The organism is Marinobacter algicola DG893, from assembly GCF_000170835.1.
In the GTDB taxonomy this organism is placed as follows: Bacteria; Pseudomonadota; Gammaproteobacteria; order Pseudomonadales; family Oleiphilaceae; genus Marinobacter; species Marinobacter algicola.
This window is the reverse complement of sequence record NZ_ABCP01000001.1, coordinates 458724-472402: the sequence shown is the minus strand read 5'-3', so window position 1 is coordinate 472402 and position 13679 is coordinate 458724. Positions and strand designations below refer to the sequence as shown.

Below are 13679 nucleotides of genomic sequence, written 5' to 3'. Positions count from 1 at the left end.
CTGATCGTCCTTCAGTCCACGGTCGCCTGCTGAGGGTTCTGCTGCCGGAACAACTGCTGCCAGTCAGTTTGTTCGCTCCAGGTCTGTAAGCGCTCCATGGCCACTAGCAATTGATCTTTCTGGTATTCCATGTCCGGCGCTGCGCATTTCAAGGCGGTTTCCAATTGGTTTGCAGCAGCGCGTAGCTCAGGCACGCCACAGTAGCGCGTGGCGCCATGCAGTTTGTGGACGCACTCAAGCAGCTCATCCATGTCGCCTTTGTTCCAGAGTGCCGGCACCTGATGGATGTCGGTATGGATCTGTTCGACCAGCATGCTGAACAGTTCTTCGGCCAGATCTGCTTTCCCGGCGGCCAACTGTATGCTTTCGGTCACGCTGACACAGTCAGGCTGTTTTTTCCTGGTCGATGGGCGAACCGAGCGGCGTGTATCGCGTACCTCGGGAACCGGCAAGTGTCCACCATCCGGGTCGGGGCGGCAGGTATAGCCAGTGTAGTCGTGAATAATGTCGATCAGCTGGCTGTTGCTGATGGGTTTGGCCAGGTAGCCATCGAATCCCTGCTGGATCAGTCGGTCCTGCTCCTCAGCAAGGGCGTGGGCTGTGAGCGCAATGATCGGAGTACGGTGGCTGGCGCCATCCAGGCTTCGCAATCTCTCCGTGGTTTCCACTCCGTCCATTCCGGGCATCTGCAGATCCATGAATACCAGGTCGAATGAGTGTTGGCGGGCCTTGCTCAGTGCTTCGAAGCCGCTGGTTGCTCCCTCAGCGACAACGCCGCAGTCGTTTAGCAGAGTCATTACCAGCTTCAGGTTGGCATCGTTATCGTCCACCGCCAGCACTCTGGGCACGCGTGTTGACTGGGCAGGCAGCTCACGGCTAATGGTAGGGGAATGATCCGGTAACTGGCGTCGCCGGTTGCTGATACCGTGCACCAGCAACAACAGTTCGTCGTACAGGGAGTCGCGGCAGACGGGCTTGGTCAGGTGCCCACTGGCCAGCCCCGACAGCGGTGTGTCGTGAGTTTCAAGTGTAGGGGTCAACAGCAGTGTGCGGCAATCCCGCTCCAGCTCCAGGGATCTTACCAGCGAACAGTATTGGCTTGAATTCAGCAGGTGACGGGTGATGCCGACAACCGCGACGGCGTAGCCGGATTGCTCTTTTTGGGCTTCCTCGATCTGTTCCTGCATGGCACCCGGTGAGGATACCCTGTCTACCGTCATGCCCCATTCACGGAGCATATGTTCCACTGCCAGACCGGTGGTTTTCTGCTGGTCAAGGTAGATGGCTCTTTCGCCGCGCAGAGAGTCTTTGGGCGCGATGGCTTCGCCGGTAGAAGACAGTTCCGAGGTCAGGGTAAACCAGAAGGTGGATCCCTTGCCCAGCTCACTCTCAAGCCCGATCTTGCCGCCCATTTCCTCAACCAGGCGCTTGGAGATCGCAAGCCCCAGCCCGGTCCCCCCGTACTGGCGGGCCGTGGAAGCGTCGGCCTGGCTGAAGGCGTTGAACAGGGACTGCTGTTGAGCTCGTGAGAGCCCGACACCGGAATCGGTAATGCTGAGTCTCAGGGTGATCCGGTTGCTCTCTTTATCTTCTTCTTCAAGACTGGCGCGCAGGACCACTTCACCGGTCTGGGTGAACTTGATGGCATTGTTGACCAGGTTGGTGATCACCTGCTTTACCCGTAGGGGGTCACCCATGATGTTGTCGGGTACATCGTTGTAGACCAGTGGCACCAGGTCCAGGTTCTTGCTGTGAGCCGCCGGGGCCAGCATGACCATGACTTCTTCTACGATGTCCCGGAGCTGGAAGGGGATGCGGTCGAGGATAAGTTTGCCGGCCTCGATCTTGGAAAAATCCAGAATGTCATTGATGATGGTCAGCAGTATTTCCGACGACTTGCGGATGGTGCTCAGGTGGTCCCGCTGTTGGCGTGGTAGCGGGCTTTTAAGCAGTAACTCGGTAAAGCCGATGATGCCATTCAGCGGGGTGCGGATTTCATGGGACATGTTGGCCAGGAATTCCGACTTGATACGGCTGGCTTCCAGGGCTTCCTTTCGGGCGAAATCGAGTTCGATGTTCTGGATTTCGATGGTTTCCAGGGTCTCTCGCAGGTCTTCCGTGGCCTGGTCAATGTTCTGCTGCATCTCCGCCTGGGCTTTGCTCAGTTCACCGGCCATGGCGTTCAGGCCGGACTCCAATTGCTCGAATTCAGGGCCGGCGCGGGTATAAACGCGGGTGTCCAGCTTGCCTTCCTTGAGCTTGGCCACTGCCTCATTGAGTTCAAAGACCGGATCGGTAAACGAGCGGCTCATGCGCAGCGCGATCATCAGGCTGAGCAGTACGCCGCCTAACACCAGCAAAAGGGAAATCAGCAGTGCTTTGTAGGTTTCCTTCTCAGTGCGTATGTGGGACATTTCCACGGTTACCCAACCGATCGGTTTCTTACCCGACCCCACGTTCTGGCGGGAGTCCGGGTCCAGCATGCTTTCGATCATCAGGTCCTGAAGGTAGACCGGTGTCACGAAAACGGTACTGTCGGTGCGGGTAACCCGTACCGCCTCTTCGCCGGTCAAGGTGTCCTTGCCAATATCGTCGGAGCTTCCGGGGCCTGTGTGCAGCAGCCGGTTGTGTTCGCTGTCGAAGAAGGTGATGGAGCGCACATCCTGCTCTTCCAGGAGGGCGTTGGAGAGGCTGCTGAGCAGGCTTCGGTTAGCCGTGAACAGGCCGTATTCCGAGCCGGCTGACAATTGCCGCGAAAGCGACTCGCCGCGGTCCTGCAGGAGGCTCTCAATGTTGTTGACCCAGCTGTAGGTGAAGAAAAGCCCCAGCATCAAAGTGGTCAGAAGGGTGGGGACGAGTGTCACCACCAGTACTTTTTTGCGTATGCCCCAGCGCCGCATAGTGAGTTCCCGATTGACGTCGCCGGCCTGATGTCCGGCATTCTTCCCTGTCAGAATAGTTGATTCCACGCAGTCTGGCCGTGATGGCGCCCCCGGATATAGCCCACAGTCATGGATATAGCGAGAAGCTGTATTGGGAGACTGCGGATATTCCGCGTATCATGCGAACCCGGAGTGTATCACAGGCTTGTATCGTCGGCGTCACCCGCTGGCGGCGGGTTCCGGAAGAATTGAGGAAGGTTACAACATGCATTTCCCGACCATCGAAGATTATGTAGGGCATACGCCTCTTGTGCGTCTGCAGCGGCTTCCGGGCGAGACCAGCAATGTGATTCTGGCCAAGCTTGAGGGTAATAACCCCGCCGGTTCGGTGAAGGACCGTCCTGCCATCAGCATGATCCAGGAAGCAGAGCGCCGGGGGGAGATCAAACCGGGCGACACCCTGATCGAGGCCACCAGTGGAAATACCGGCATTGCTCTGGCGATGGCAGCAGCCATCAAGGGCTACCGTATGGTGCTGATCATGCCAGCGAACATGAGTGAGGAGCGTCGGGCGTCGATGCGTGCCTATGGTGCGGAGATTGTCACCGTCAGCAAAGAGGAAGGCATGGAAACGGCTCGCGACCTGGCCCAGCAGATGGAAGCGGAAGGCAAGGGCAAAGTGCTGGATCAGTTTGCCAACCAGGACAACCCCCTGGCGCATTACCGCACCACCGGCCCGGAAATCTGGGAACAGACGGCGGGACTGGTCACGCACTTTGTCAGCTCCATGGGTACCACCGGGACCATCATGGGCGTGTCCAGATACTTCAAGGAACGGAACCCCGATATCCAGATAGTTGGTCTGCAGCCTCAGGAAGGGGCGTCCATCCCCGGCATACGGCGCTGGCCGGAGCCGTACCTGCCGAAAATTTTTGATGCCACCCGTGTGGATACGGTCATGGACATCGGTCAGCAGGAGGCTGAGGACACCATGCGTGCCCTGGCTAGTGAGGAAGGCATTTTCTGTGGCGTTTCATCCGGTGGCTCCATCGCTGCCGCCCTCAAGCTGTCGGCACAGGTTGAAAACGCGGTAATCGTGGCCATTATCTGTGACCGGGGTGACCGCTACCTGTCCACCGGCGTTTTCCCAGGTGCCTGAAACCGGTAAAAGGTGCCTGAACCCGGCAAACCCTGAATTCAGTTAAGAGACTTTCTATGAGTAGAAGACGCAGGAAGGCCCTGCCAAGCGAACCGGTGCGTTGTGTGGTGGAAACCCTCAGTCACGATGGCCGGGGCATCGCCCGGGACAATGGTAAGGCGCAGTTCGTCGACGGCGCCCTGCCTGGCGAGACGGTGATGGCCAAATTTATCAGTACACGCAGCAAGTTTGATGAATTGCGGGCTGTGGAAGTACTTGAAGCCGATGAGGCACGCATGACTCCGCCCTGCGATTTTGCCGACCTTTGTGGTGGCTGTAGTCTCCAGCACATGAGTGGCGATGCCCAGATCCGGTTCAAGGAAGACACCCTGCGGGAACATTTTGCCCATTTCGGGGGCATTGAGCCGGAAGAGTGGGTGGCGCCCATGCGTTCCCCGGCCCTGGGCTATCGTCGCAAGGCACGGCTGGGCGTGAAGTACGTGCCAGCTCGGGAATCGGTGCTGGTCGGATTCCGGGAAAAGCGCAACAGTTTCCTGACCGATATTGATCGCTGCGTGGTGTTGGACCCGCGTATCGGCGACCGCATCACTCCGCTACGTGAACTTCTCCATGACATGGACGCCTATCGACGCATACCGCAGGTGGAAGTCGCCTGCGGCGACGAGTCGGCGGCGATGATATTCCGCAACATGGACCCGCTGAGCGATTCCGATACGCAGGCGTTGATCGGCTTCGGCCAGGCCCATGAATTGCATATCTACCTGCAACCGAAAGGGCCGGATACCGTTCACAGAATCTGGCCTGAATCTGGCGAGGAGCGCCTGTCCTACGGCATGGAAGAATTCGACCTGACCATGAAGTTCCACCCGATGGACTTTACTCAGGTCAATGTGGATATCAATCGCAACATGGTACACCGGGCGGTTGAGTGGCTGGATATCCAGCCTGGTGAGCGGGTGCTGGACCTTTTCTGCGGACTGGGGAATTTCACCCTGCCGCTGGCCCGCCGCGCCGGGCAGGTGGTTGGTGTGGAAGGCGATGACGCCATGGTGGTTCGCGGACGGGAAAATGCGGAACTCAACGGGCTATCGAATGTCGCATTCCACGGCGCTGACTTGCACGCCGATTTCACGGCACAACCGTGGGCAGCGGAAGGTTTCGACAAAATACTGATTGATCCGCCGCGTTCCGGGGCTCAGGAGGTGTGTGAATACCTGACGGCCTTTGGTGCAAAGCGAATTGTTTATGTTTCCTGCAACCCGGCCACGTTGGCCAGGGACGCAGGGGTGATGGTGCGTAATGGTTATCGGCTGGTGAGGGCGGGCGTTATGGACATGTTTCCCCACACCACCCATGTTGAATCCATGGCGATGTTCGAGCGCGTGGATAATTGATGCCTCTCGGGACCGGTCAGGGATGGCCGGATAAGCGACCAGGAAGAACAAGAGCGATATGGTAAAAGTTCGCGAAGACTACGCAGTGACGGGCGACGGCCAGGTTGATATCGAGCGTTGGGTCCGTCAGATCGAGTCACAGACGCATCTTGAGGATGCTGAACAGTTCCGGCGGGCCTGTGAAATGGCCGCCGCGATTGATGTCCAGGCGGTACGCGAGGACAGGGTTTGGGCTCCGGGTGCCAGCAGCTTCCGCACCGGCATAGAGATGGCTCAGGTATTGGTGGAGCTGCACCTCGACCAGACCAGTCTGGTGGCGGCAATTCTCTATCGGGCGGTGCGGGAGGAACGGATTCCCCTGGAGAAGATCCGCAAGGAGTTCGGCGATGAGGTGGCCGGGCTGATTGACGGTGTTCAGCAGATGGCGGCGATATCGTCTATCCATCACCCACTCAAGGGCAATGTGCTGGGCCAGACCGAAGGCCAGCTCGACAACGTTCGCAAGATGTTGGTCACCATGATCGACGACGTCCGGGTGGCGCTGATCAAGCTTGCTGAACGCACCTGTGCCATTCGTGCCGTGAAAAACGCGCCTGAAGAGAAACGCATGCGTGTGGCTCGCGAGGTGTTCGATATCTATGCGCCGCTGGCCCATCGACTGGGTATTGGTCACATCAAATGGGAGCTCGAAGATCTCTCGTTCCGCTACCTGCACGAAACCGCCTACAAAAAAATCGCCAAGCTGCTCGATGAAAAGCGGCTTGATCGCGAAAGCTACATCAAGCGTGTGATTACCACCATCAAGGACGAACTGGTTGCGTCTGGAATAGATGGCGAGCTTTCAGGACGTGCCAAGCACATCTACAGTATCTGGCGGAAGATGCGGCGTAAGGGCATCGATTTTTCCCAAGTGTACGATGTCCGGGCCGTCCGCATCCTGGTGCCTGAGGTGCGTGACTGTTACGCCGCGCTTGGCATCGTGCACACACTCTGGCGCCATATTCCCAACGAATTCGACGATTACGTTGCCAATCCCAAGGAAAACGGGTATCAGTCCCTGCACACAGCTGTCATCGGCCCGGAAGGCAAGGTGATGGAAGTGCAAATCCGTACCCAGGCCATGCATGAGGAAGCTGAGCTGGGTGTTTGTGCCCACTGGCTCTACAAAGGCACGGACAAGGGCAACCGGTCTGTGGGCTATGACGCCAAGATCAACTGGCTGCGGCAGGTGCTGGAATGGCAGGAAGAGCTCGGCGACCTGTCCGGGCTGGCGGACCATCTCAAGTCCGATGTCGCGTCCGACCGGGTCTACGTGTTCACTCCGGAAGGCCATGTAGTGGATTTGCCGCAAGGCGCGACGCCGGTGGACTTCGCCTATCGTGTACACACCGAAATCGGCCATGCCTGTCGCGGGGCCAAGGTTAATAGCCGTATCGTACCGCTGACCTACCCGCTGAAGACCGGTGACCAGATATCCATACTCACATCCAATAACCAGGCGCCCAGCCGTGACTGGCTTAACCCTAGCCTGGGGTATATCCAGACGTCCCGCGCCCGGGCCAAGGTCACCCACTGGTTCAAGCAGCAGGATCGCGACCGCAACATTGTCGATGGCCGGGCTATCCTGGAAGACGAGTTCAAACGCCTGTCGCTGTACGAGGTGGACCTCAACGACTTGGCTCGCAAAGTGAATTACCAGGGTGCCGAGGACATGTTTGCGGCAGTAGGGGCTGGCGATCTTCGCCCCACCCATGTGGCCAACGTTGCCCAGCAGATGTTGGAGCCGAAATCCGAGCAACTGGATCTGAAGCTCAGCACCCAGAGGCGCAAGCCCTATGACACGGAATCGGATATCCAGATTCTGGGTGTTGGCAAACTCAAGACCCAGGTGGCGAAATGCTGCAAACCTCTGCCGGGTGATCCGGTCGGCGGCTACATCACCGTCGGCCGTGGTGTCACCGTCCATCGGCAGGACTGCATCACCTTCCTGAACCTGAAGGAGTTCGAGCCCAATCGGATTATCGAGGTAAGTTGGGGCGGTCAGCCTGTCGCCGTGTATCCCGTTGATGTTGAAATTGAAGCCTACGACCGCTCCGGTTTGTTGCGGGATATCACCCAGGTACTGTCGTCTTCTAAAAGTGACGTTCTGGCACTCAATACCCTGTCTAACAAGGATGAGAACACCGCCACCATGACCGTGACCCTGGAGATTTCCAGCCTTGATCAGTTGGCCAAGTTGCTCGCTCAGATTCGCAATCTTCCCAATATTATCAACGTCAGGCGAAAGCGATCATGAGCTATTCCATTGACGATCTTAAAACGTTGATGGCTCGGCTTCGGGACCCGGAGTCCGGGTGTCCATGGGATACCCGCCAGAGTTATAAAACCATCGTGCCCCACACCATTGAAGAGGCCTACGAGGTTGCGGATGCCATCGACCGTGAAGACTACCCACACCTGGAAGACGAACTGGGTGACCTGCTGTTCCAGGTGATCTTCTACGCCCAGATGGGGAAGGAAGACAGCCACTTCGACTTTGACTCAGTGGTTGATAACCTCGTGCGCAAGCTGGTCCGGCGTCATCCCCACGTGTTTCCGGAAGGCACTCTGGAAAGCCGGATCGATCCGGACAATCGGCCCAGCGAGGCTGACATCAAGGCCAGCTGGGAGCGTATTAAGGCAGAGGAGCGGGCGGCGAATCCGGAGATGTCTGCGGGCGCAGGGCCATCAAGTCGGCTCGACGGCATTGCCCGGACGCTCCCCGCAATGGTGCGCGCTGAGAAACTTCAGCGCAGGGCCGCCAATCATGGCTTTGACTGGCCAGAGGTTGAACCGGTCTTCGACAAGCTTCACGAAGAGATCGATGAGCTGAAGAAAGCCTGGTATGACGCGAGCTCCGGCGATGGTCCGGCGGAGGCGGTGGAGGACGAGCTGGGTGACCTGTTGTTTGTGTGCGTCAACCTGGCACGTTTCATGAAGGTTAATCCGGAGCAGGCCCTCAACAGCACCAATCACAAGTTTGAGACGAGATTCCGTGCTATTGAGGAACATCTTGAGCGCGAAGGCCGTGATCTCGACGGCGAATCGCTGGAGGCATTGGACGCTGTCTGGCAAGCCGTCAAAGGGGTTGAAAAGACTCGTAAAAGGTAACGGATAAGTACAATCCGTTACCAAGTTTTCCGCCCCTGGCGCGGCGGCTTCGTCTACACTTCCGGTTAAGGATGCACACATTCCGTGCACCCTGTGGGCCACCAAGAAGATGCAGGAGTGAAGGCACCATGAAAATCAAAGATCTGGTCAACTACTGGGACAAGCACGCACGTGGTCGACTGACCCGTGATGCGTATTTTGCCGACCTCTCTGACCAGCATCACAAGCGACTGGAGAAACTGGCCGCGTTGTATCCTATGAAGTCTTCCCAGGACCTGATGCGGGACCTGATTTCCGCTGCCCTTGATGAACTGGAAACCAGCTTCCCGTACGTTCAGGGGTCGAAGGTTGTTGCGTTTGACGAAGACGGCTTCGAAATTTATGAAGATCAGGGGATGACGCCGCGCTTCATCAGTCTCAGCCAGAAGCATATCCAGCGGCTTAAGGCGCGCCAGCTCGAATCGGTTGCCTGATCAGGCCAACGCCTGATTGATCGCGCCGGCCCTGCGATACCCGACGGGGTGGTTCAGCCACCCCGCAGAGAAGTGTCCCCGCTTTATTTATCCTTGCCTTCCAGCTTGTCCTTCAACGGGCTCAGCCTGACCAGGTCGTCCAACGCGGCGCCGATCATGTCATTCAGTATGTCACTCTCTGAACGGTCCGGGTAAAGTTCGGCCAGTGCCGCTATGCGCGCAGCGTCTTCCAGTGGCAAGCGGAGATTGTAGTCGTGGCTCCGCTCAACGGACTCTTTCTTGCTTTCCCAGTGCTTCGGCAGATCGGTTACTTTCATGAATACTCCTTGCGGCCACAGGCTTTAATCGTTAGAAAGACTTTATAAGAGTAAATAGTATCGTTAGTTTACTTCGCCTCCGTCAATTTAAAAGGACGTCAATGTGACCGAGCTACATCCAGACCTTCGAGAAAATGTTCGCATGTTGGGTGAGTTGCTGGGCCAGAGCATCCAGCGCCATCCCGGACAGGACTGTTACGAGTTGATAGAAGAGGTGCGGGCAGCCGCCAAAGCCGACCGTCGTCAGGAAAGCGGTTCAGGCCAACGACTCGTCAACCTGCTGGGCAAACTTCGTGATGATGAGTTACTGCCGGTAACCCGCGCCTTTAACCAGTTCCTGAACCTGGCCAATCTGGCGGAACAATACCACGGTATCCGCCGTAAACGTGGCCATCAGTCCGATCTGATGGTGGAGTCCCTTGGAGACGTGTTCAGTCGTCTGAAAAAAGGCGGTGTCAGCGCTGACGAGTTACACCGGCGTGTTGCGGATTTGCGCATTGAATACGTGCTCACGGCGCATCCCACGGAAGTTGCCCGCCGGACGCTGATCATGAAGTACGACGAGATGTCGGATTGCCTTGCCCGTCTGGATCATGAGGATCTGCTACCGGCTGAGCGAGAGGAAATCGTCGGACGCCTGTCGCAACTGGTAACCGAAGCCTGGCACACGGACGAGATCCGCCATGATCGCCCGACGGCAGTCGACGAAGCCAAGTGGGGGTTTGCGGTCATCGAAAACAGCCTATGGCAGGCACTACCGCGTTTTCTGAGAAGCCTGGATCTGTCGCTTTCAGACGCTACGGGAAATGGACTGCCGCTGGACGCGTCGCCCATCCGGATTGCCTCCTGGATGGGCGGTGATCGAGATGGCAATCCCAATGTGACCCATGAAGTAACCCGCAAGGTGTTCCTTCTGGGCCGCTGGATGGCCGCCGACCTGTACCTGCGGGATATCCAGTCCCTGCGTGCGGAATTGTCCATGTGGCAGGCCAGTGACGAGCTGCGGGACATCGCCGGTGATACCCGGGAGCCCTATCGTCAGGTGCTGGCAGGGCTGAGAGAAAAACTGATCAAAACCCGGGACTGGGCGGAAGCCAGAGTTGCCGGCGAGCCAGCCGATGCCACCGGTATTCTGTTTGCCAATGAGGACTTCACGGGGCCATTGGAACTTTGCTATCGGTCCCTGGTGGACTGCGGGCTGGAATCCATTGCCAATGGGCCGCTGCTGGACACCATTCGCCGCGCCCACACCTTTGGCTTGCCTCTGATTCGCCTGGACATCCGCCAGGAGTCGACCCGTCATGCCGAAGCAGTTGCGGAAATGGTTGATTACCTGGGGCTGGGCGATTACCTGTCCTGGTCCGAACAGGAGCGCCAGGATTTCCTGGTGCGCGAACTCAAGGGGCGCCGGCCACTGATTCCCCGGCACTGGCAACCCTCCGAGGAAGTCGCCGAGGTGCTGGCTACCTGCGAAGTGGTGGCAGAGCAGACGCCGGAAGCGCTGGGTTCTTATGTCATCTCCATGGCCAGCAAACCTTCGGACGTGCTTAACGTGATTCTGCTGCTGCGTGAAGCGGGTATGAAAAACCCGATGCGGGTGGTCCCCCTCTTTGAAACCCTGGATGACCTGCGGGGCGCCCCGGACAGTATGGCGGCGCTCTACAGCGTGGACTGGTATCGGGACTATTGCGAAGGCCGGCAGGAGGTCATGATCGGCTATTCCGATTCCTCCAAAGACGCTGGTCAGATGATGGCCGCGTGGGCTCAATACCAGGCTCAGGAAAAGCTCACCGAGGTCGCCAATCAGCATGGCGTCCACCTCACGCTGTTTCATGGCCGCGGTGGCACCGTCGGCCGTGGTGGTGGCCCGGCCAACCGTGCAATCCTGTCTCAACCGCCGGGTTCGGTGAACGGCAGTTTCCGGATCACCGAGCAGGGCGAGATGATCCGCTTCAAGTTTGGCCTTCCCCGGCTGGCGGAACAGAGCCTTACGCTGTACACCACGGCGGTGATTGAAGCCACCCTGGCGCCACCGCGAGGGCCAGAGCCGGAATGGCGGGAGGCTATGGACTGGCTCACCGAACGCTCCCTCAAAGCTTACCGTGACGTGGTTCGGGAGAATCCGGACTTTGTTCCCTATTTTCGCCAGGTCACTCCGGAACAGGCGCTGGGCAAGCTGGCCCTGGGTAGCCGCCCGGCACGACGAAAACCCGGCGGTGGCGTGGAAAGCCTGCGGGCCATTCCCTGGATTTTCGCGTGGACCCAGATGCGGATGATGCTGCCCAGCTGGCTGGGTAGCGACGTGGCCCTGGAGGAGGCATTTCACAACGACCGCGTGCCGGTGCTGCGGGAGATGATGCAGCAATGGCCGTTCTTCAAAACCTACGTGGATATGCTGGAAATGGTGTTGGCAAAATCCGACCTGCGAATTGCCAGCTACTACGAAAAGACGTTGGTCGATGATCCAAAACTGCTTGAGCTGGGCAAGAACCTGCGGGAGCGCCTGCAGGGTTGTATCCGTCATTTGCTGGAATTGAAGCAGCAGGACACCTTGCTGGAACAGGAACCTGTATTTGCCCATTCCATGCGTGTACGTAATCCGTATACTGATCCGCTACACTATTTACAGGCGGAACTGCTCAAGCGTGACCGTGAGGGCGAGGGCAAGGGCGAAGTGCCCGAGATGGTTGAGCGCGCACTCAAGGTAACCATGGCTGGTATTGCGGCCGGCATGCGGAACACCGGCTAAAGCAGGTTCAGCGGATCATAAAAAACAGGAGTAACGCCGTGGCGTTAGCGGCAAGACTGGAACGCTTTTTAACCGGCAAAGGAATTGCCTATCGGGAACTTGAGATTGATCAGGTACTTAGCTTTGACGCTGCGGTGATGGCGTCCGGGCGTCCTCAGGATGAGTTTATCCGGGCAACGCCCCTGATCGACATCAATGGCGTCGTCATGGCCGTTCACGGTTACAACACCAGTCTGGATATGGACCTGGTGCACAAGCAAACTGGCCGACGCCTGCAGCCGTTAACGGCTCGCCAGTCCGCGCGACTGTTTGCCGACTGTGACCCGGGCTTCCAGCCGCCGGTCGGGGCTGCCTACGATCTGCCGGTACTCGTTGATGAGGATATCCTGGGATACCCCCGGGCACTCATGTGCTGCGGGACCGACAACACGCTCCTCGAGCTGGACCGCACCTCTCTGGCAAGGGCCCTTGCGGATGCCACTCAGGGCCACCTGGCGATTCGCGGGCAAAACAACGATGAGCGTGATGCCCTGACGCTGGAAGAAGTGGCTGACAAGCTGCAGAAGCTTTACCGTCTGCCGCCCATGCCAGCGCTGGCGCTGCGCATTCTCCGTTTGACGGCCAATTCCGAGGCGACCGCCCGCGAACTGGGCGAGCTGATAGAATTTGATCCCAGCCTTACCGCGCAGATCATGCGCTATGCCCGTTCTGCCCTGTTCAACTATCCCGGTCAGATCAATTCGGTACAGGAAGCGGTGACCCGGGTTCTTGGGTTTGATCGTGTGGCCCATATTGCGCTGGGTATCGCGTCGGTGCGTGCTTTCGAAGTGCCCCGTCAGGGCATGCTGGGGATGGACCAGTTCTGGCGCCACTCCCTGTATAACGCATTTGTGTGCCAGCGTATGGCGCCAAAGTGTCAGTCCGACAAAGGCCTGGCGTATCTGTGTGGCTTGCTGCACAACTTCGGTCTGTTGCTGATCGGCCATCTGTTTCCCCAGGAGTTTGACGAGCTGAATTCGCTGCGGGAAACCAATCCCGACGCCAGTATGCACTCACTGGAGCAACAGGTGTTCGGGGCCAGTAACGACCAACAGATGCTGGCGGTTGGCCACGGCGCCATTGGCGGCATCCTTCACCGGCTTTGGGAGCTGCCTGACCCGGTAGTAAAGGCTGCAGGTATGCACCAGCACGATGGCTATCATGGCGAGCATGAACGGTATGTGCTAATGGTCCAGCTGGCCAATGGACTGCTGAAAGACAGAGGAATTGGGGATGAATTCAACCCGGACGATGTCGCCTCCCTTGCGTCGTCCCTCGGGCTTTCAGATGGGGATATCGCCCGTCTGAACGAAGAGATTGACAGCGTTTCTGGAGAGCTGGACGCGCTGGCGCTATCCCTGTCATCCTGACCGTCGAGCACTATCAGCTACAGCCGCAACTCACAGCCCGATGTAACCTTTTGGTGCATGCTACGGAGGTCCACTTTCTAAGAGGGGGCTGAGTTCGTATAATGCGCCTTCCTTGGCAGGGGCTGCGGGCTCGTTGCTGCCGAGAA

Annotated in this window: 9 protein-coding genes; 7 read left to right on the top strand and 2 right to left on the bottom strand. The window is 58.1% G+C overall.

What is annotated here, in order from left to right:
* Nucleotides 1–11: 11 nt before the first annotated feature.
* Nucleotides 12–2900 carry a response regulator gene (locus MDG893_RS02105; protein ID WP_007152060.1) on the bottom strand — a complete coding sequence of 963 codons (2889 nt, stop codon included), beginning with the start codon at nt 2898–2900 and terminating at the stop codon, nt 12–14.
* Nucleotides 2901–3147: 247 nt separating this feature from the next.
* On the opposite strand from MDG893_RS02105, the gene cysM reads away from it, so the two are divergent.
* From cysM to MDG893_RS02080, 5 genes are all read left to right on the top strand, one after another.
* Nucleotides 3148–4041: a cysteine synthase CysM gene (gene cysM, locus MDG893_RS02100; protein WP_007152059.1), complete on the top strand. Its 894-nt coding sequence runs from the start codon at nt 3148–3150 to the stop codon at nt 4039–4041.
* A gap of 56 nt (nt 4042–4097) precedes the next feature.
* Entirely contained in the window at nt 4098–5435 is a 1338-nt protein-coding gene (gene rlmD / locus MDG893_RS02095; protein ID WP_050776445.1) for a 23S rRNA (uracil(1939)-C(5))-methyltransferase RlmD, read from the top strand.
* Nucleotides 5436–5493: 58 nt separating this feature from the next.
* Nucleotides 5494–7731, top strand: a complete 2238-nt coding sequence (gene relA, locus MDG893_RS02090; protein WP_007152057.1) for a GTP diphosphokinase — start codon at nt 5494–5496, stop codon at nt 7729–7731.
* On the top strand, nt 7728–8585 hold the full coding sequence (gene mazG / locus MDG893_RS02085) for a nucleoside triphosphate pyrophosphohydrolase (protein ID WP_007152056.1): 858 nt from the start codon (nt 7728–7730) through the stop codon (nt 8583–8585). The genes relA and mazG overlap by 4 nt, the downstream gene beginning before the upstream one ends.
* Nucleotides 8586–8713: 128 nt before the next feature.
* Nucleotides 8714–9058, top strand: coding sequence for a hypothetical protein (locus tag MDG893_RS02080; protein ID WP_007152055.1), 345 nt, complete (start codon nt 8714–8716; stop codon nt 9056–9058).
* 83 nt (nt 9059–9141) lie between these two features.
* Here the strand turns inward: MDG893_RS02080 and MDG893_RS02075 are convergent, their stop codons facing one another.
* On the bottom strand, nt 9142–9375 hold the full coding sequence (locus MDG893_RS02075) for a hypothetical protein (protein ID WP_007152054.1): 234 nt from the start codon (nt 9373–9375) through the stop codon (nt 9142–9144).
* Between the two features lie 103 nt (nt 9376–9478).
* Here MDG893_RS02075 and ppc point away from each other — a divergent pair, with 103 nt between their 5' ends.
* Together ppc and MDG893_RS02065 are read left to right on the top strand one after the other, a co-directional pair.
* Nucleotides 9479–12124 carry a phosphoenolpyruvate carboxylase gene (gene ppc, locus MDG893_RS02070; protein WP_083797644.1) on the top strand — a complete coding sequence of 882 codons (2646 nt, stop codon included), beginning with the start codon at nt 9479–9481 and terminating at the stop codon, nt 12122–12124.
* Nucleotides 12125–12162: 38 nt separating this feature from the next.
* Entirely contained in the window at nt 12163–13533 is a 1371-nt protein-coding gene (locus MDG893_RS02065) for an HDOD domain-containing protein (protein WP_007152052.1), read from the top strand.
* Nucleotides 13534–13679: the final 146 nt, after the last annotated feature.